This is a genomic window from Streptomyces sp. UF-297 (assembly GCF_058245575.1).
In genome coordinates, this window is the sequence record NZ_JBSIBZ010000136.1 from 1 (window position 1) to 18,086 (window position 18,086).

General features: G+C 73.2%; 17 protein-coding genes. 8 read left to right on the forward strand and 9 right to left on the reverse strand.

Going from position 1 to position 18,086, the window contains the following annotated elements; all coding sequences use genetic code 11:
* Window positions 1-50: 50 nt before the first annotated feature.
* From AC4IJH_RS41060 to AC4IJH_RS41070, 3 genes are all read right to left on the reverse strand, one after another.
* Entirely contained in the window at window positions 51-992 is a 942-nt protein-coding gene (locus AC4IJH_RS41060) for a trypsin-like serine peptidase (protein WP_490857147.1), read from the reverse strand.
* Window positions 993-1,279: 287 nt separating this feature from the next.
* Complete coding sequence (locus AC4IJH_RS41065; protein ID WP_490857133.1) at window positions 1,280-2,047, reverse strand: SDR family oxidoreductase; 768 nt, start codon at window positions 2,045-2,047, stop codon at window positions 1,280-1,282.
* Between the two features lie 56 nt (window positions 2,048-2,103).
* Window positions 2,104-3,003: a DUF4429 domain-containing protein gene (locus AC4IJH_RS41070; RefSeq protein ID WP_490857134.1), complete on the reverse strand. Its 900-nt coding sequence runs from the start codon at window positions 3,001-3,003 to the stop codon at window positions 2,104-2,106.
* 183 nt (window positions 3,004-3,186) lie between these two features.
* Here AC4IJH_RS41070 and AC4IJH_RS41075 point away from each other — a divergent pair, with 183 nt between their 5' ends.
* The 4 genes from AC4IJH_RS41075 (at window position 3,187) to AC4IJH_RS41090 (ending at window position 8,567) form a co-directional block, all read left to right on the forward strand.
* On the forward strand, window positions 3,187-4,827 hold the full coding sequence (locus tag AC4IJH_RS41075) for an alkaline phosphatase D family protein (protein ID WP_490857135.1): 1,641 nt from the start codon (window positions 3,187-3,189) through the stop codon (window positions 4,825-4,827).
* A gap of 149 nt (window positions 4,828-4,976) precedes the next feature.
* Window positions 4,977-6,302 carry a multidrug effflux MFS transporter gene (locus tag AC4IJH_RS41080; protein ID WP_490857136.1) on the forward strand — a complete coding sequence of 442 codons (1,326 nt, stop codon included), beginning with the start codon at window positions 4,977-4,979 and terminating at the stop codon, window positions 6,300-6,302.
* Window positions 6,303-6,452: 150 nt separating this feature from the next.
* Window positions 6,453-7,544, forward strand: a complete 1,092-nt coding sequence (locus AC4IJH_RS41085; RefSeq protein WP_490857137.1) for a serine hydrolase domain-containing protein — start codon at window positions 6,453-6,455, stop codon at window positions 7,542-7,544.
* A 72-nt stretch (window positions 7,545-7,616) separates the two neighbouring features.
* A complete protein-coding gene (locus AC4IJH_RS41090) occupies window positions 7,617-8,567 on the forward strand; it encodes a small ribosomal subunit Rsm22 family protein (protein ID WP_490857138.1) in 951 nt (316 codons plus the stop codon).
* Between the two features lie 19 nt (window positions 8,568-8,586).
* Here AC4IJH_RS41090 and ddaH read toward each other — a convergent pair whose 3' ends face one another.
* The gene (gene ddaH / locus AC4IJH_RS41095) at window positions 8,587-9,417 is read right to left on the reverse strand and encodes a dimethylargininase (protein WP_490857139.1); all 831 of its coding nucleotides are present in this window, start codon (window positions 9,415-9,417) and stop codon (window positions 8,587-8,589) included.
* A gap of 102 nt (window positions 9,418-9,519) precedes the next feature.
* On the reverse strand, window positions 9,520-9,696 hold the full coding sequence (locus AC4IJH_RS41100) for a DUF6243 family protein (protein ID WP_490857140.1): 177 nt from the start codon (window positions 9,694-9,696) through the stop codon (window positions 9,520-9,522).
* A gap of 109 nt (window positions 9,697-9,805) precedes the next feature.
* Between AC4IJH_RS41100 and AC4IJH_RS41105 the strand changes: the two genes are divergently transcribed.
* A complete protein-coding gene (locus AC4IJH_RS41105; protein ID WP_490857141.1) occupies window positions 9,806-10,402 on the forward strand; it encodes a TetR/AcrR family transcriptional regulator in 597 nt (198 codons plus the stop codon).
* A 276-nt stretch (window positions 10,403-10,678) separates the two neighbouring features.
* Window positions 10,679-11,311, forward strand: a complete 633-nt coding sequence (locus tag AC4IJH_RS41110; protein WP_490857148.1) for a bifunctional DNA primase/polymerase — start codon at window positions 10,679-10,681, stop codon at window positions 11,309-11,311.
* Between the two features lie 30 nt (window positions 11,312-11,341).
* On the opposite strand, the gene AC4IJH_RS41115 is transcribed toward AC4IJH_RS41110, so the two are convergent.
* The 4 genes from AC4IJH_RS41115 to AC4IJH_RS41130 all read right to left on the reverse strand — a co-directional run bounded on the left by AC4IJH_RS41115 (window position 11,342) and on the right by AC4IJH_RS41130 (window position 15,592).
* Window positions 11,342-12,382 carry an SCO2278 family lipoprotein gene (locus AC4IJH_RS41115; protein WP_490857142.1) on the reverse strand — a complete coding sequence of 347 codons (1,041 nt, stop codon included), beginning with the start codon at window positions 12,380-12,382 and terminating at the stop codon, window positions 11,342-11,344.
* A gap of 201 nt (window positions 12,383-12,583) precedes the next feature.
* A complete protein-coding gene (locus AC4IJH_RS41120; RefSeq protein ID WP_490857143.1) occupies window positions 12,584-13,468 on the reverse strand; it encodes a heme ABC transporter ATP-binding protein in 885 nt (294 codons plus the stop codon).
* Entirely contained in the window at window positions 13,465-14,565 is a 1,101-nt protein-coding gene (locus tag AC4IJH_RS41125; RefSeq protein ID WP_490857144.1) for a FecCD family ABC transporter permease, read from the reverse strand. The genes AC4IJH_RS41120 and AC4IJH_RS41125 overlap by 4 nt, the downstream gene beginning before the upstream one ends.
* A gap of 1 nt (window position 14,566) precedes the next feature.
* Window positions 14,567-15,592 carry a heme/hemin ABC transporter substrate-binding protein gene (locus AC4IJH_RS41130; protein WP_490857149.1) on the reverse strand — a complete coding sequence of 342 codons (1,026 nt, stop codon included), beginning with the start codon at window positions 15,590-15,592 and terminating at the stop codon, window positions 14,567-14,569.
* Window positions 15,593-15,753: 161 nt separating this feature from the next.
* On the opposite strand from AC4IJH_RS41130, the gene AC4IJH_RS41135 reads away from it, so the two are divergent.
* A complete protein-coding gene (locus tag AC4IJH_RS41135; protein ID WP_490857145.1) occupies window positions 15,754-17,247 on the forward strand; it encodes an HtaA domain-containing protein in 1,494 nt (497 codons plus the stop codon).
* A gap of 63 nt (window positions 17,248-17,310) precedes the next feature.
* On the forward strand, window positions 17,311-18,086 hold a 776-nt coding region (locus tag AC4IJH_RS41140; protein WP_490857146.1), incomplete at its 3' end, for an HtaA domain-containing protein.

Consider the following 18,086-nt stretch of genomic DNA (forward strand, 5'->3'; position numbering starts at 1 on the left):
ATCTCACTGCCTTGCCGGCCACCGCGTCACGCGAGGCGAAGGGGCGGGAATCAGGTGGACTGCGCCTGCTCGTAGAGCTTCTTGGCGTCGTCGCCGAAGTACGGGCCGAACATCGTGTCGGGCAGGAAGGTGTAGCCGAAGCTGTTCACCGAGGTCTGCAGGCCCGTTCCGGTTGACTCGTCGAAGTTCACGAACCACGGGCCGCCGCTGGAGCCGCCGGTCATGTCGCAGTCCAGCCCGTGGTCGGTGGAGAACAGCGGGTCCTTGAAGGTGTCACCGCTGCAGTAGATGAGCTCGCTGCCGTCGTAGGGGGCGGCCGCGGGGTAGCCGAAGGCGTACATCGCCTTGTTGTAGCCGGAGTTGAAGGACAGGCCCTGGCCGCCGACGACGTCGGTCAGCTTCTTGCCGTTGAGCGGGGCGACGACGGCCGCGCCGATGTCGTAGTTGATGCTCTCGCTCGCCGTCCACTGCGCTGTGGCCAGGGTCTTGGTCGCGGGCCACTTGCCGTACGGGGCCTGCCCGTCGTGGTAGCCGGGCACGAAGACCCAGTCGGTGTGCCAGGCGCCGCCCATCTTCACACAGTGCCCCGCGGTGATGACCGTGCTCTTGTTGGCGCTGGTGACCGCGTCGCCGGAACACGAGGCGGTGCGGCCCTGATAGGTGAAGAACACCCGCCCCGTCGTCTTCGTGACCGCGCCGCCGCCGCTCCACGGCCCGCCGGTGTGCGGGAAGTCCTTGGCGCCGGGCGGCGGTGCGGTGGGCTTGACGATGCGCTCCAGGCCGCCGCGTACGGCCTCGGTGAGGGCGGCGGGGTCGACGGCGGGCAGGTCCAGCGGGGCCGCCTCGCGCATCCGCTCCGCGGTCCAGAACGCGGCGGCCCGGGAGTTGTCACCGGCGGTCGGCGCGGCCGCGGCCGGGCCCGCCGGGAGCGCGAGGGCGAGCAGGGCGCCGACGGCGCTCAGCGCGCCCAACAGGGCCCGGGGGGCGGGCATCCGGGGCGTACGGGGTCGTCTCACGCGTGACTCCTTCTGCGAGGGCCGCGTGGCGCGCCGCGCGGCCGTGGGATACCGGGCCGCCGGGTGGGCGGCCCGAGCAGATGAGCGGTGCGGATGAGCGGTGCGGAGGCGGCGCCGCCCGCCCCGCGGAGGGACCGCATGGCGGGGGTGCGCCGGAAGCAGGGTGCCACTGCGCGCGCCCATCTGTCAGGAGCGCGTCACCGGCCGGTCCGAATCCCGTACCGGCCGAGGCAGTTGAGAACAGCCCGTCGGTGGTTTCGCCCTCAGCCCCGCCCGATGTACGGCATGGCCGTCGCCATCACCGTCGCGAACTGCACATTCGCCTCCAGCGGCAGCGCGGCCATGTGCGCCACCGTCCGTGCCACATCCGCCGCGTCCATCACCGGCTCGACGGCCGTCTGCCCGTTGGCCTGCAAAGTCCCGCTCCGCATCCGCCCGGTCATCTCGGTTGCCGCGTTCCCGATGTCGATCTGCCCGCACGCGATCCGGTACGCCCGCCCGTCCAGCGACAGCGACTTGGTCAGCCCCGTCATCGCGTGCTTGGTGGCGGTGTACGCGACGGAGCGCGGGCGCGGCACATGCGCGGAGACCGACCCGTTGTTGATGATCCGCCCGCCCTGCGGGTCCTGCTGCTTCATCATCCGGAACGCGGCCTGCGCGCACAGGAACGCGCCGTGCAGATTGACCTCGACGACCGCCCGCCAGTCCTCGTACGCCAGCTCCTCCACCGCCACCGGCGGCCCGAACGCCCCCGCGTTGTTGAACAGCAGGTCCAGACGCCCGAATCGGTCCCGCACGGCCCCGAAGAGCCCGTCGACCTCACCGGGCCGGGTCACATCGGTCCGTACGGGAACCATCGCGCCCCCGTGCTCCCCGCCCAGCCGCGCCGTTTCCTCCAGGGCCTCCCGTCGGCGCCCGGCCAGCGCCACGGACCAGCCGGCGCCCGCCAGTTCGAGGGCGACCGCGCGCCCGATACCGGAGCCCGCGCCCGTCACCACCGCCGTCTTCGCCGTCTTCTCGTCGTGAGCCATGGCCGCAGGCTACGCGCCCGCCGCGGGCCCCCGGCGCGGCCGGGCGCGCGGCCCGCTCAGCCGCCGGAGCCGAAGCTCTTGAGCACGGCCGCCTTGGCCGCCGCGAACTCCTGGTCCGTCAGGATTCCCTCGCGGCGCAGCTCGCCCAGTTCGCGCAGCCTGCGCAGCAAGGTGTCGTGGTCCTCGCCGCCGGGGGCGGGCGCGGCGGCCTCTTCCGGCGCGGCCGGGGCCAGGGCCTTGGCGGGCCGGTCGTCGCACGGGTGCGGCAGCCGTGCCGCCACCGCCGCCGCCAGCAGGGCGGTGGTGCCGCTCTCCTTCTTGAAGCCCCACAGCTCGATGGAGTTGGGGTCGTGCTCGGGCTTGAGGTGGGCGGTGACGCCGCGGGGCTTGAAGCGCAGATAGCCGGACTCCAGGCCGACGGCGGCCCGCCACTCCACCGCCTCCAGGTCGGCGAGCGCGAAGTCGCGGGCGCCCGCGTGCTTCTTGGTGTCGCTGGTGTTCCAGCGCCACTCGATGTGGACGCGCTCGCCGTCGAAGGTGGCGGTGCCGTCCACGCCCCCGGCGGACAGCGGAACGGCCGGACCGGGCAGCAGATACCGGTCGGTGGGCCCGCCCGGCACCTGGTCCAGCATCAGGGCCTGGCGCACCTCGTCGGCGAAGTACTCCGCGACGTCGGTGCGGTTGGCGTCCACGGCCAGCTGATAGGGGTTGGCGTCCGAGGGCAGCCCGCCGCCGGTGACGTACAGCAGCGGATCGGCGCCGTCGCGCAGCCGCAGCCGCAGCCGGCCGCCTTTGCGCGCGGGCTCGTAGGCGATGCCGGCCAGCGCCGTCAGCGGCACCGCGACCTCGCCCAGGTCCTGCCGCAGCCTGTGCACCCCGCGCTCGCGGCCCGGCACGATGCGTACGACATCGCCGTCGAAGACCCATGTGCCGTCACGCACCATCAGTTCAGCCATGACCTGAATCCTACGGACTGCCCCGAGGCCCGTCCCGCGGCGTCCGTGCCGCGATTGTCCCGCGGCGTCCGATGCGGGGGCAGAGATCACTCATCTGTCATGAATGCGTCGTACACGGGACGCCGCCCCGCCGTGCCCCGCCGCTCCAATCCCTGGTGACAACTCCAGCCAGGGGAGGGGCAGATGACCCACCTAGGTCAGCTCACGCCGCACGACCGGGAGATACGCAGCGCCGCCGCACACCTGGGCAGGCGCCGCTTCCTGACCGTCACCGGCGCCGCAGCGGCGCTCGCCTTCACGACCAATCTGCCGGGCACCGGCGCCGCGTACGCTGCCGAGATGGACGCCAGGAAGCTCACCGAGAATCCGTTCACGCTCGGCGTCGCGTCCGGTGACCCGCTGCCGGGCTCCGTCGTTCTGTGGACCAGGCTGGCCCCCAGACCCTACGAAGTGGGCAACGGAATGCCCGATGCCCGCGTCACCGTCCGCTGGGAGATAGCGTACGACGAGCGCTTCCGCCGCCTCGCGGGCCGCGGACGGGCCGACGCGCACCCGGAGTTCAACCACACGGTCCACATCGAGGCCACCGGCCTCGCCCCCGACCGCGTCTACTACTACCGCTTCAGGACCGGCAGCTGGATCAGCCCCGTCGGCCGCACCCGCACCGCCCCCGAAGCCCGCGCCCGGCTCAACGAACTCCGGCTCGCCGCCGTCTCCTGCCAGGCCTACCCGGACGGCTACTACACCGCCCACAAGCACCTGGCCGAGGAGGACGTGGACGTCGTCCTCCACCTCGGCGACTACCTGTACGAGTACCCCGTCGACCCCACGGCGGGCGACCGCCACTACACCGACGACCTGCTCCCGGAGATCTGCAACCGGGAGACGGTCACGCTCGACGACTACCGGCTGCGGTACGCGCTCTACAAGTCCGACCCCGATCTCCAGGCGGCCCACGCGGCCCACCCGTTCATCGTCACCTGGGACGACCACGAGGTCGAGAACAACTACGCCGGCAGCATCAGCGAGGACAACCTCCCGCCGCAGGAGTTCCTCGTGCGCCGCGCCGCCGCCTACCGCGCGTACTGGGAGAACCAGCCGCTGCGCCGCCCGCAGCGGCCCAAGGGTTCGGACCTGCAGCTCTACCGGCGCATGCGGTACGGGCAGTTGGCGCAGTTCGACATCCTCGACACCCGCCAGTACCGCTCCGACCAGGCCTACGGGGACGGCTGGCAGCGCCCGGGGCCCGTCATCGACGACCCGGCGCGCACCCTGACCGGCGCCGCGCAGGAGCGCTGGCTGAACGACGGCTGGCGCAGCGGCGGCGCGCTGTGGAACGTCCTGCCGCAGCAGGTCACCTTCTCCGAGCGGCGCAACGCCACCGGCGAGGCGTACAAGCTCAGCATGGACGCCTGGGACGGCTACCGGGCCTCGCGCGAGCGGGTCCTGGCGGGCGCGGAGCGGGCCGGGGTGGACAACCTGGTGGTCCTGACCGGCGATGTGCACGTGCACTACGCCTTCGACATCAAGCGCGACTTCCGCAACCCCGACTCCCGTACGGCGGGCGTGGAGTTCGTCGCCACCTCGATCTCCAGCGGCCGCGACGGCGCGGAGAAGCCCGCCAACTGGGCCACGTACATGGCGGCCAACCCGCACCTGAAGTTCTACAACGGGCGGCGCGGCTATGTGCTGCTCACCCTGGACCGCGAGAAGGCGCGCGGCGACTACCGCACCGTGCCCTACGTCACCCGGCAGGGGGCGCCCGTGACGACGGCGGCGTCCTTCGTCTCCGAGGCGGGGGACCCCGGGCTGAAGCCGGCGTAGGGCAAGAGCCCCGGCCGGTCACCGGGGGCGGGGCCGGTGCGGGGCCGGTGCGGGTCCGGCGCGGGTCCGAAATCCTGGCCGATCACGGGCCGGGGGCCGTTCGATGCATGACAACATGGTGAGGACACCTAAACACCATGGAGACGCACATGACGGACCCCGGCCCCGCCACGGCCGAGACACACGACAAGCCTGCCCCGGCGGGGCAGGAGGCGGCTTCGGCGCCCGCGCCCGCCGCCGCGCGTCGCACCAGTCTCCTGGTCACCCTGGTCCTCGGTGGTCTGACCGCCGTCCCCCCGCTGTCCATGGACATGTATCTGCCGGCCCTGCCGCAGGTCACCACCTCCTTCCACAGCGCGCCCGCCACCATCCAGCTCACCCTCACCACCTGCCTGGCGGGCATGGCCCTCGGCCAGCTGATCGTCGGCCCGATGAGCGACAAGTGGGGGCGCCGCCGCCCGCTGCTCATCGGCATGGTGATCTACGTGATCGCCACCGCCCTGTGCGCGATCGCCCCGACCGCCGAATTCCTCATCGCCTTCCGCCTGTTGCAGGGCCTGGCGGGCGCCGCGGGCATCGTCATCGCCCGCGCGGTGGTGCGCGACCTGTACGACGGCGTGGCCATGGCCCGCTTCTTCTCCACCCTGATGCTGATATCCGGCGTCGCGCCGGTCATCGCGCCGCTGATCGGCGGCCAGATCCTGCGGGTCACCGACTGGCGCGGCGTCTTCGCCGTCCTCACCGTCATCGGCGTGCTGCTCACCGCGGTCGTCTGGCGGCGGCTGCACGAGACGCTGCCGCCCGCCCGGCGCCACACCGGCGGCGTCGGCCAGGCCCTGCGCACCATGCGCGGCCTGCTCGCCGACCGGGTCTTCACCGGCTACATGCTCTGCGGCTCCTTCGGGTTCGCCGCGCTGTTCTCCTACATCTCCGCCTCCCCGTTCGTGATCCAGGAGATCTACGGGGCCTCGCCACAGACCTTCAGCCTGCTCTTCGGCGTCAACTCCATCGGACTGGTGGCCGTCGGCCAGCTCAACGGCAAGGTTCTGGTCGGGCGGGTCAGCCTGGACAAGGTCCTGGCCGTGGGCGTGGGCGTGGTCACCCTCGCCGCCGCCGCGCTGCTGGCGATGGCCTCCGGCGCGCTCGGCGAGGTCGGGCTGGCCCCGATGGCGGCCGGGCTGTTCGTGCTGATGTCCGCGATGGGCCTGGTCATGCCCAGCACCAACACCCTGGCGCTGCTGCGCACGCCGGAAGCGGCCGGGTCCGCTTCCGCGCTGCTGGGCACCACGCCGTTCCTGCTGGGCTCCATCGCCTCGCCGCTGGTGGGCATCGCGGGCGAGCGGACCGCCGTACCGATGGCCCTGGTGCAGTTGAGCTGCGGCCTGTTGGCGCTGGTGTGCTTCCTGGGGATGTGCCGTCCGTGGCAGCGTAGGACGGAGAGCGCCGGGGCGGGCGGCGCGAAGGCCCGGCTCTGACCGCAGGGAGCCGGGGCGGCGCCCCAGCGGCGCCGGGCGGCGAGGGACGACCGAGAGAGGGGCCGGGCTCTGAACGTACCGAGACTGCGCTACGGCACGGCCGCGCGGGCCGGCCTGGACCCCCTCTGGACGGAGCGGCTCGTCCAGGGCGTGCGGCGGCTTCCCGAGGGGGAGTCGCCGTGGTGCTCCGGCGCGGTGGTGCTCGCCGGGCGGGGGCCGGTGGTCGCCGTCGAGGAGGCGGCGGGATGGGCGGTGCGGTACGCCTCCTACGACCTGGACGCCGGGCGCGGGGTGCCGCTGCCGCCGCACAGCTGGGAGCCCGCGCGGATCGGCACGGTCTTCGATCTCGCCTCGCTGAGCAAGCTGTTCACGGCGGTGGCGGCGGTGCAGCAGGTGGAGCGCAAGGCGCTGGACCTGGACCGGGACGTGGCGCACTGGCTGCCGCGCTTCGCCCCCGGGATCTCGGTACGCCGGCTCCTGACGCACACCTCCGGGCTGCGGCCCGAGCTGCCGTTCTACCGGCGGACGGGGCGCGCGGCGCAGCTGGAGCTGCTGTGGGAGGAGGCCGCGCGGGCGGCGGCGGCCTGCCCGGTGCCCGCCCGCCCCGCCTACTCCGACCTCAACCTCATCGCCGTACAGCTCGTCCTGGAAGAGATCACCGGCCGGGGCCTGGACCGGCTGGTGCGGGAGGGCATCACGGGGCCGCTGGGCATGGTGAGCACCTCCTACGGGCCGCTGGCCCCGGCCGGGGTGGCCGCGACCGAGGCCGAGGCGCTGCTCAAGGCGCGGCGCCCCTGGGCGAGGCCCGGGCGCGAGATGGTGCGCGGCGAGGTGCACGACGAGAACGCCTACGCCCTGGGGGGCGTCGCGGGCCACGCGGGGCTGTTCTCCACCGCGCAGGACCTGGCGGTGCTGTGCCGCACGCTGCTGGGCGGCGGCGCGTACGGCGGGGCGCGCATCCTGTCCGCCTCCTCGGTACGGACCCTGCTGGACCCGCCGGGACTGGGCTTCCAGCTCGACCAGCCGTACTTCATGGGGGAGTTGGCGGGCCGGGGAGCCGCGGGCCACACCGGCTTCACGGGCACGAGCCTGGTCCTGGACCGGGTCAGCGACACCTTCCTGATCCTGCTCGCCAATACGGTCCACCCGCGCCGGGGCGCGGGCGGCAGCGCGCCCCGGGCCGCGGCGGCCACGAGGCTGGCGCGGGCGGTGCGGACCCATTCCGGCCCGTCCGGCGCGTGAGGGCGGGCCCGGCGCAGCCGCTGCGGACCGGGCCCCGCACCGCGCCGACGGCCGCGCCGTAAAATCGGCGGAATGCACGACGAACTGCGCGCCGCTCTGGCGGGCCTGCTCGACGGCCTGCCCCCGAAGCAGGCCACGCAGGCCGTCGACCGGCTGATCGCCAACTACCGGGGGCAGACCCCCACCGACGCCCCGGTGCTCCGCGACCGGGCGGATGTCGCCGCCTACGCGGCCTACCGGATGCCCGCCACCTTCGCCGCCGTACGCGCCGCGCTGGCCTCCTTCGCCGCGCGGCTGCCCGAGGGCTGGGCGCCCGCCTCGCACGTGGACGTGGGCGGTGGTACGGGGGCGGCGACCTGGGCGGTCGCGGAGACCTGGCCGGGCCGGCGCACGACCGTACTGGACTGGGCCGAGCCCGCCCTCGCCCTTGGCCGGGAGCTGGCCGAGGGGGTACTGGCGGACGTGGAGTGGAGCCGGCAGGCCGTCGGCGCCGGGCTCGCGATCCCCGACGGAACGGACCTGGTCACCGTCTCCTACGTCCTCAAGGAGCTCACCGACAGCGGCCGGCGCGAGACCGTCGAGCAGGCGGCCAGGGCGACGTCCGTGGTGCTGGTGGAGCCGGGCACCCCCGACGGGTACCTGCGGATCCTCAAGGCGCGCGAGCAGCTGGTCGAGGCCGGGCTGCGGGTGCTGGCGCCCTGCCCGCACAGCGCGGCGTGCCCGATCGTGCCGGGCCGGGACTGGTGCCACTTCTCGGCGCGGGTGAGCAGGTCCTCCCTGCACCGGCAGGTCAAGGGCGGCTCGTTGCCGTACGAGGACGAGAAGTTCAGCTATGTGGCCGCCACGCGGCTGCCCGCCGCCGCGGCCCCCGCGCGCATCGTCCGCAAGCCTCAACTGCGCAAGGGGCAGGTGCTGTTGGAGCTGTGCGGCCGGGAGGGCCTGCGCCGGGAGACGGTCACCAAGCGGCACGGCGCGCTCTACCGCGAGGCGCGCGATGCCGAGTGGGGCGACGTGTGGGGGTGATCGCCGCCCCACGGGCAGGTCAGCGGGTGCGCAGCTCCTGTGTGCAGCACTTCACGCTGCCGCCGCCCTTGAGCAGTTCGCTCAGATCCAGGCCGATCGGCTCGTAGCCGCGGTCCCTGAGGGGTTCGAACAGGCCCACCGCCGCTTGCGGCAGCAGGACGTGCCGGCCGTCACTGACGGCGTTGAGGCCGAAGGCCGCCGCGTCCGCTTCCGTGGCGATCAGCGCGTCGGGAAACAGGCGTTGCAGTACGGCCCGGCTCCCCGGTGAGAACGCGCCGGGGTAGTACATGACGTCGGAGTCGGCGGAGTCGTCCAGGACGCACAGCGCCGTGTCCAGGTGGTAGTAGCGGGGGTCGATCAGGTCCAGGCCGATGACGGGCCGGCCGAAGTACTCCTGGGCTTCGGCGTGCGAGAGAGGGCTGCTGCGAAAGCCGCGCCCGGCCAGCAGCCAGGAGGCGGTGACGGCGAAGTCGCCCTCGCCCTCGTTGATGTTCTCCGGCTCACGGATCTCGGCGAACCCGTGGGCGCGGAACCACCGGGCGTGCACCTCGGCCTCGGCGGCGCGCTCGGCGTAGGCGAAGCGGGCCAGCAGGACCCGTCCGTCCGCGACGGTCGCGCCGTTGGCGGCATAGACCATGTCCGGGAGTTCGGGGCAGGGAAGCAGCTCTTCGACGGTGTGGCCGAGCGAGCGGTAGCGGTCGCGCAGGTCTTCCCACTGCGCCAGTGCGAGTGCCAGATCCACCGGCTTGTCCGGATCCATCCACGGATTGATGGAGTAGCTGACCTTGAAATGGGTCGGCGGGCACATCAGGTAACGACGGGGGATGGCACGGCGCCAGGCTGTACGCAAGGAGGGCTCCTCACGGTGACGGTCAAGTCGCGTACGGGGTGTCGTACGCGCTCAAATCGTCCACCGTGAAGAGCCCCTTCGGTAGTGAACCGTTCGGGTGGTTCACTCCCGGCCCGTTCGGCCTTCCTGGAGTTTGCGGAGCAGTTCGCGTTTTTGGGCCATCGGGTCCATCCCGCCCCGTGGGGCGCTGGTGCCGCGGCCGCCGCGCAGGGCCTTGCGGGAGAGGTTGCTGCGGGTGCCGCCCACGCCGAGCATGCCGCCTGCGCTGCCCTTGCTCATGGGGTCATCTCCTTCGGTCGTTTCCGCCGGCTGACGAGTACGAGTCTCAACGAGACGTATCGTCTTGTCAAGACGATACGTCTCGCCTCCTCGGCGGTAGACTTCGGCCATGGCCAACAAGACAGCCCCTGACTCCACGCGCCGCAGCGAACGCTCCCGCCGCGCGATCTTCGATGCGGCCCTGACGCTGGTGGGCGAGGTCGGTTACGACAAGCTCACGATCGAGGGCATCGCCGCCCGGGCCGGCGTCGGCAAGCAGACGATCTACCGCTGGTGGCCCTCCAAGGCCGCGGTGCTGCTGGACGCGTTCACCGCCGACGTCGACGACTACGAGGCGGGGCTCCCCAATACCGGCGATCTCGCCGCCGATCTGAAGTTCGTGCTGCGGGCGACGGTGGACGAGTTCCGCGACCCCGCCTTCCAGGCGCCCTACCGCGCCCTGGCCGTGGCCGGAGCCGGCGATGCCAAGCTCGCCGAGCAGTTCCTGGAGCGGCTGCTGGAGCCCGGGGTCAGGGTGTACGTCAACCGGCTGCGGGCGGCGCAGGAGGCGGGGCAGATCGCCGCGGAGATGGATGTGCGCATCGCCGCGGACCTGATCCTGGCGCCGTTCACACAGCGCTGGCTGATGCGGACGGGAGAGCTGACGTACGAGTTCGTGGAGACCGTGGTCGACATGGTGCTCAGTGGTCTGCGGCCGCGAGAGTAAAAAGGAAATGTAGCGCTAAATCCCTAGAAAATGGGTGTGCCGAGTATGGCTTCCCTCACCCCGGATCCGGACACCGGTCACTCCAGGGGGAGGATGGTGGCAGCATTGATCCCAGACCACCGCTCGAAGTGAGGGGATAGATGGAACGCAAGAGCAGGTTCTCCCAGTGGCTGCGCCGGCCGAAGAGCGGATCGGACGGCGGAGATACGGACACGGGGGCCGGGGGGGGGGGGGGGGGGGGGGGGCGGGGGCGCGCGCGACCGCGAGGACCTGCTGCTGGCGGCGGTCGACGCGGGTTTCCCCGTCGCACCGGCCGCGCACCCCTCCGGCTACGGCTGTTCCTGCGAGCGCATCGGCTGTCCCACCCCGGGCCGCCACCCCGTCTCCTTCGGCTGGCAGACCGTCGCCACCACCGACCGCGAGAAGGTCGCCGCCTGGGCGGGCAAATATCCGCTGGCCAACTTCATCACCGCCACCGGCATCGCCCACGACGTCCTGGACGTCCCCGTCCAGGCGGGCCGCAGCGCCCTGGGGCGCCTGGACGCGGCAGGAGTGGACGTCGGCCCCGTCGCGCTGAGCGGCGCCGGGTTCGGCGAGGGCCGGATGCTGTTCTTCACCGCCACCCGCGGCACCCCCGACGACGAGGACGAGTGGTGGCCGTGCGAGCTGGACTGCCACCCCGAGACGCTCGACGAGCACCCCGGGCTGCGCTGGCACTGCCGCGGCAGCTATGTGCTGCTGCCGCCCTCGCGGCTGCCCGGTGACCAGGCGCCGGTGGCCTGGCTGCGCGGCGCCGAGCGCCCGCTGCCCGACCCGCTGACGCTGCTGGGCTCGCTCACCGACGCCTGCGCGCAGTACGCGGGCCAGGAGTCCGAGCACGAGTCCGCCGCCTGGCCGATCGGCCGCTGAGCGGGCGCCGGGCCGGAGCCGGGCGCCGCCTCACTCCGCCTTGGCGTAGGTCAGCCCCTCGTTGCGGTGCAGTATCTGCACGCCGCCCCCGCCGCCCCTGGCGGGGACCTTCACGACCTGTTCGGACACGGTCGTGAAGGTCATCCGGTCGGTCTTCTTCATGGGGCCGTCCAGGATGCCCTTCATCTCGGCCGGGACCCCGAACTCCGAGCCCTTCGCGACGGTCTTGCGCATGTGGTAGACGGTGGAGAAGAACACCAGCGCCCCGCCGTCCTTGGTACGCAGCGCGAACGGCGCGTGGTCGGAGGCCTGGTCCTTCCACTGGATCCTGGCCCCCGGGCGCTTGGCGCTGCGGTCGCGGAAGGTGCGCCAGCCGTCGGTGTACTGGCCGGGCGCGAAGGCCGCGCCCTCGCTCGCCTTCCCCGTCCTGAGGTACGTCGCGTACGCCTTGCTGAGCGCGTCCGGCGCCACCTGCAGCCCGGACTTCGCCGCCGCGCCCTGCACCGCCTCGGCGTAGCCGTCCTTGTCGGTGACGAACTGCGGGATCTCCTTCTCGCTCAGCGCCGTACGGTAGGCGGCCTTCCACTTCGCGTCGACGCTGTCCCGGGTGAAGGTGAGGAACATCCGGCTGGTGCCGCTGAGGCTGCTGACGGCGTCCGCGACGAAGAACTTCGGCCAGCCCGCCTGCTTGGGCACGGTGAAGTTCGCGTCCTGGAACGTCAGCGGACGAAAGGCCCGGTTGCCCTGCGGCGTCATCGCGCGCTGCGACTTGAGCACCGCCTCGTCTATGGCCAGCAGGGTGCCGGTCTCATAGGCCTGGGCCAGCTTCGGGTCGAGCGTGCGGTTGGCGTTGTTGTAGCTGTCGGCGAACTGCTGGAGGACCTTGGCGGCCTCCGCCGTCGACACCGCCGGGACGACCTCCCGCTCGCCGTGCACCGTCATGCACCCGCTCAGCGTCACCAGCGCCGCGCTCGCGGCCGTCAGCGCTAGGGCGCGCCCGCGAAGCCGTCCGGCGGACGGGACTTCGCGGACCCGCCCTACGGGCACCCGGAACGGTGACCTGCGTGTCATGGGGCTCGGGCTCCTTCGGGCAACCTGGGCGACCGAGGCGGGGGCCGGGTCGCCGGATTCGGCGCCACCCTACCGGGGGCCGGCCGCCGCACGGGCGCGGGGACCGGGTACGGATTCCACTCCGTGACCTACGCGCCTTGCAAGGGGCGCGGAAGCGCACCGGGCTGCGGTGAGCCCGCTGTGACCCGTGGGGCCCGCCGCTCAGGCGTCGCGCAGCGGCACGACCAGGGGCTCGCCCGTGCGCGGGTGGGGGATGACCTCGACCGGCTGGCGGTAGACGCGGGAGAGCAGGTCCGCCCCGAAGGTGCGGGCGGGCGGGCCCTGCGCGGCGATACGGCCCTGGTGCAGGACGGCGGCGCGGTCCGCGTACGCCGCGGCCAGGCCCAGGTCGTGCAGGACGACCACGACGGCGTCGCCCGCCGCCGCCCGCTGCCGGCAGATGCGCAGCACCAGCTCCTGGTGGCGCAGGTCCAGGGCCGCGGTCGGCTCGTCGAGCAGCAGCAGGGGTGCCCGCTGGGCCAGTACGCGGGCCAGCGCCACCCGTGCGCGCTCGCCGCCGGACAGCGCGGAGAAGGGGCGCTCGGCGAAGTCCGTCACCTCGGTCGCGGCCATCGCCTGCGCCACGGCGTGGTCGTCCTCGTCCTCGGCGTGCGTCCCGGCCCAGGGCGCGCGGCCCATCCGTACGACCTCGGCGACCGTGAAGGGGAAGGAGAGCGCGGCCGACTGCGGCAGTACGGCCCGCCGCAGCGCCAGTTCGGCGGCGGGCCAGCCGGTGGCCGGGCGGCCGTCGATGAGCACCTCGCCCGCGGCCACGGGCAGATCGGCGGCCAGCGCGGCCAACAGGGTCGACTTTCCCGCCCCGTTGGGGCCGACCAGGGCGAGCACCTCGCCGGTCGTCGCGGTCAGCTCCACCTCGTCCAGCACGGTACGGCCGCCCAGGCGGACGGTCAGGCCACGGGCCCGGGCGTAGGGGTGGCCCGGCGGCACGGGCGCGGGCAGCTGCCGGGAGCGGCCCGCGAACAGGCTCTTGAGCATGGGGATCGCCTCGCGTCGTGACGTCGTCGTACGGGACGGGGCCGCGCTCATGCCCACCCTCCCTGGCGGCGCCGGGTGCGGCGCAGCAGCCAGAAGAAGAACGGGCTGCCGATGAGCGCGGTCAGTACGCCCAGGGGGAGTTCGGCGGGCTGGACCGCCGTACGGGCCGCGAGGTCGGCCAGCACCAGGACCAGCGCGCCGCCCAGCGCGCTGCCGGGGATCAGGAAGCGGTGGCCGGGGCCCGCGGCCATCCGCAGCAGGTGCGGGACCAGCAGGCCCACGAAGGTGATGACGCCGGCCACCGCCACGGCGGCCGCGGTCAGCAGCGCCACCACCAGCACCAGGACCAGGCGCAGCCGCTCGACGTCCACGCCCAGGTGGCGGGCCGGGCGCTCGCCCAGCGCCAGCAGGTCCAGCTTGCGCGCGTACAGGGGAGCGACGGCCAGGCCCGCCAGGGCGCACGGCACCACGGCCAGCACCTTGGCCCAGGTGGCCTGGGAGAGCGAGCCGAGCTGCCAGAAGGTGATCTGGGTGATCTGCGCGTTGTCGGCGAGGAAGACGAACAGGCCGATCAGCGCGCCCGCGAAGGCGTTCACCGCGATGCCGGTGAGGATCAGCGTGACGACCTCGGAGCGCCCGCCGGAGCGCGAGAGGAGATAGACCAGCGTGACGGTCAGCAGCCCCGCGGCGAACGCGCAGGCCGTCACCGTCCAGGTGCCCAGGAAGGTCAGGCCGAGCGCGATCGCGCCGACCGCGCCCACCGCCGCGCCCGCCGAGATCCCGATGACGCCCGGCTCGGCGAGCGGGTTGCCGAAGACGCCCTGCATCAGCGCGCCCGCGCAGCCCAGCGAGGCGCCGACCAGCAGCGCGAGGACGACCCGCGGCAGCCGTACGTTCCACAGCACGCTCTCGCCGACCCGGTCCAGCTCGGCGCCGCCCAGGTGCAGCCGGTGCAGCAGCGAGCCGATGACATCGCCGACCGGGATGCCGTACGCGCCGGTGCCTGCGGAGAAGACGGCGGCCAGCAGCAGGGCTGCGGCCAGGCCGACGGTGAGGAAGAAGGGGGCGCGGCGGCGCCGGCGCGCGGGCGGTGGCGGCGGTGCCGGGGCCTCGGACGCGGTCTGGGGAGGGCGGCTCAGCGTCGCCATCTCACTTCCCCCCGGCGTGGATCTGCTCGACCAGCGAGGCGAGGACGCGGTCGGTGCGCGGCCCGAAGTTGAGCAGGACGCCGTCGTCGACGGAGGCCACCCTGCGGTCCATTCCGGCCGGGGTCTCGCCCACGCCGGGGATCTTCACCAGTCCGTCGACCCCGCCGACGGAATCCAGGCCCTTGGACATGACGAGGATGACGTCCGGCGCCGCCTTGGCCAGCGCCTCGCTGGTGATCGGAGTGAAGTCCTTCTTCAGGCCCGACTCCTTGCCCGCGTCGATGCCGCCCGCCGCCTCGATGAGCGAGTCGGCGCCCGAACCGGCGCCGCCGAGCAGGTAGACGGCGGCCGAGCCGCGCAGATAGAGGAAGGCCACCCGCGGCTTGGCGCCGCCGTGCGGGATCTTCTTCTCCACTGCGCCGAGCCTGGCGTCCGTACGCTTCTTCAGCTCCTCGCCGGACTTGTCGACGCCGAGCGCCGCGGCCACCGCGTCGATGCGGGTGTCCACGTCGGCGAGCTTCTTCGCGGGCGCCAGGACGACGACGGGGATGCCCGCGTCGCGGATCTGCCCGATCGCCTCGGCCGGTCCCGTGGAGGTGTCGGCGAGCACGACATCGGGCTTGAGGGAGAGCACGTTCTCGGCCGAGACGTCGTGCGCGCGGGTGACCACGGGCAGCTTTCTGGCCTGCTCGAAGGTGGCGGTGACATCGCGGGCGACCACCCGGTCGCCCAGCCCCAGGGAGTAGACGATCTCCGAGAGGGAGCCGGTGAGCGGCACGATCCGGTCCGCCTTGGCGACCGTCACCTCGTGCCCGTCGGCGGAGCGCACTTTCGCGGGCAGGGCGGGCTTCGGCGCGGGGCCCGCCAGCGGCTCGACCCGGTCGGCGGCCTGCCGCGCGGAGGTCTTGCCGCCGTCCGCGCCGCCCTGGGACCCGCCGCTCCCGGAGGCTCCGCCGCAGCCTGTCAGGACGAGGGCCAGCGCGAGCAGCGGCGCCAGAAGGGCGGGGGCGGCGGCGGTGCGCGACAGCCGTCCGCTCGGTCTCCGGAGGGGTGCTGTCACGGTCCGGCCTTTCTCTGTACGTCAGTTCACCGGTTGTCGGCTCACCTTGGGCCCCGGGGCTTTCGCCGCAGGACGGACATAGCTTAGGTTAGCCTTACCTCATTAGCTAGCCCTGGGAGGGGTCCCTGATGCTGCCCTTCAGACCGGTGCGCGGCCGGCCGTACGGCCGTGCCCGCAGCCGTACCCGCGCGCTCGCCGTGGCACTCCTGGCGGCGCTGCTGGGCGGACTGCTCCCGGTGGCCGCCGCCGGCACCGCGCACGCCGCGGGCCGTACGGTCGCCGGCGGCAGGCTGGACTGGGCCGTCAAGTCCTCCTTCCAGACGTATGTCACCGGGCCCATCGCCAAGGGCAGTTGGTCCCTGAACGGCGGCGCCGCCACGGTCGGCGAGAGCCGCTTTCGCTTCCACTCCGCCACCGGCAGCTACGACCCGGACACCGGCGCACTCACCGCCGGTTTCTCCGGCGGAGTGCACTTCACCGGCCACCGCAAGCCGGACGGCTCCCACGAGCTGGACCTGACCATCAGCCGCCCCCGGGTGACCGTCTCCGGCGGCAGCGGCACCCTGTACGCCGACATGACCAGCAAGGAGAAGGGCAGCGGCCGGGTCACCTCGGCCGCCCAGGTGCCGCTGGCCACGCTGAACCTCTCCGGCCTGGACATGCGCGGCGGCGGCTCGCCCATCGCCCTGAACAACGTCCCGGCGACGCTGACTTCGCAGGGCGCCAAGGCCTTCGCCGGGTACTACCCCGCGGGCACGGCACTGGATCCGGTCAGCCTGTCGGCCGACGTCAAGGGCCCGGACGCCGCCAAGTCCCCGGACGCGGACCGGGACAAGGGCAAGGGCGAGGACACCGAGGGCGACGACGCCAAGGACAAGGGCCGGCAGGACGACGCCGGGCGGCCCGCCGGCGACTTCGCCGACGCCGCCGTCGACTGGGGCGTACGCCGCACCTTCCGCGAGTACGTCACCGGCGACATCGCGCAGGGCCGCTGGCAGCTCACCGACGGCGCCCAGGACGGCGGCGCGCTCTTCCGCTTCCCCAAGGGCAAGGGCTCCTACGACCCCGAAAAGGCCACCCTGGACGCGCGGTTCGCCGGCACCCTGCGCTTCACCGGCAAGCACCTCGACCTCGCCCTGAGCAAGGTCGGCGTCACGGTCGAGGACGGCAAGGGAACGCTCACCGCCCAGGTGAAGACCCCGCAGGCCACCACGGACCGCGCCCCGCTGGCCACCTTCGAGGCCAAGCAACTCAAGCCCGAGGACGGTCTGATCGCGCTGAGCGAGGCCCCGGCCCGGCTCACCGAGGAAGGCGCCAAGGCCTTCGGCGGCATGTACAAGGCGGGCACGGCGATGGACCCCGTCTCGCTCGCCGTCGCCGTGGACGCCAAGGCGAAGCTGCCCGCCCTGCCGGACCTGGGCAGCGACCCCGGCGCCTCCGCGTCCCCCGAGCAGCCGTCCGCCAAGGACAAGAAGGGCACCGTCGCCACGGCGTCGGCCTCCTCCTCGTCCGGCTTCCCCGTACTTCCCCTCTCCCTCGCGGCCGGTGCGCTGGTGCTCGCCGGCGCGGCCTTCCTGGTCCTGCGCGCCCGGCGCCGTACGCACACGCCGCCCCAGGACTGACCCGCGGGACCGAGTCCCCACCCCGCGCGACACCCCCATCCCACCCAAGGAGATCCACCGACCATGGCCGTCATACGCCGATCCCTCACCCTCGCGGTCGCCCTCGCCACCGTGAGCGGAGCCGCCGCCCTCGGGCTCCCGGCCGCCGTCGCCGCGCCCGCCGAGGCCAAGGGCGCACCCGCCGTCGAGCTCAAGGACGGCACGCTGGAATGGGGCGTGAAGGGCTCCTTCCGCTCGTACGTCAAGGGCATGGCGATGGGGCAGATCGAGACGTCCGACGGCGCGCAGCAGGCCGCGGACAACGGCCCGTTCACCTTCACCGGCGGCACCGGTACGTACGACATGTCCACCCACGCCGTCGCCACCACCTTCAAGGGCAGCGTCCGCTTCGTCTCCAAGCTGCACGGCTTCGACATCCGGCTCGCCGACCTCAAGGTCGCCACCCAGGGCAAGACGGGCACCATCACCGCCGATGTCACCGCGGCCGGCAAGACCCAGGACGATGTGGCGCTGGCCTCGCTCGACCTCTCGACGACCAGGCCGGGCGGCGGCGCCGACGGCGCGATGACCTTCGCGAAGATCCCCGCGAAGCTGACGGCCAAGGGTGCCGAGGCGTTCAACAACATGTACAAGGAGGGGCAGGAGCTGGACGCGGCCACCCTCTCGGTCAAGGCGGGCGGCTCCGGCAAGCCCGGCACCGATCCGTCGAACCCCGGCGAGGGCAAGGACGGCAAGGACGGCCGTGACGGCAAGGACGGCCGTGACGGCAAGGACGGCCGTGACGGCAAGGACGGCCGTGACGGCAAGGACGGCCGTGACGGCAAGGACGGCCGTGACGG

Coding starts and splice junctions, on each gene's coding strand:
- AC4IJH_RS41060 (WP_490857147.1), bottom strand. CDS start 992: ATGCCCGCCCCCCGGGCCCTGTTGGGCGCGCTGAGCGCCGTCGGCGCC.
- AC4IJH_RS41065 (WP_490857133.1), bottom strand. CDS start 2,047: ATGGCTCACGACGAGAAGACGGCGAAGACGGCGGTGGTGACGGGCGCG.
- AC4IJH_RS41070 (WP_490857134.1), bottom strand. CDS start 3,003: ATGGCTGAACTGATGGTGCGTGACGGCACATGGGTCTTCGACGGCGAT.
- AC4IJH_RS41075 (WP_490857135.1), top strand. CDS start 3,187: ATGACCCACCTAGGTCAGCTCACGCCGCACGACCGGGAGATACGCAGC.
- AC4IJH_RS41080 (WP_490857136.1), top strand. CDS start 4,977: ATGACGGACCCCGGCCCCGCCACGGCCGAGACACACGACAAGCCTGCC.
- AC4IJH_RS41090 (WP_490857138.1), top strand. CDS start 7,617: ATGCACGACGAACTGCGCGCCGCTCTGGCGGGCCTGCTCGACGGCCTG.
- AC4IJH_RS41100 (WP_490857140.1), bottom strand. CDS start 9,696: ATGAGCAAGGGCAGCGCAGGCGGCATGCTCGGCGTGGGCGGCACCCGC.
- AC4IJH_RS41105 (WP_490857141.1), top strand. CDS start 9,806: ATGGCCAACAAGACAGCCCCTGACTCCACGCGCCGCAGCGAACGCTCC.
- AC4IJH_RS41115 (WP_490857142.1), bottom strand. CDS start 12,382: ATGACACGCAGGTCACCGTTCCGGGTGCCCGTAGGGCGGGTCCGCGAA.
- AC4IJH_RS41120 (WP_490857143.1), bottom strand. CDS start 13,468: ATGAGCGCGGCCCCGTCCCGTACGACGACGTCACGACGCGAGGCGATC.
- AC4IJH_RS41125 (WP_490857144.1), bottom strand. CDS start 14,565: ATGGCGACGCTGAGCCGCCCTCCCCAGACCGCGTCCGAGGCCCCGGCA.
- AC4IJH_RS41135 (WP_490857145.1), top strand. CDS start 15,754: ATGCTGCCCTTCAGACCGGTGCGCGGCCGGCCGTACGGCCGTGCCCGC.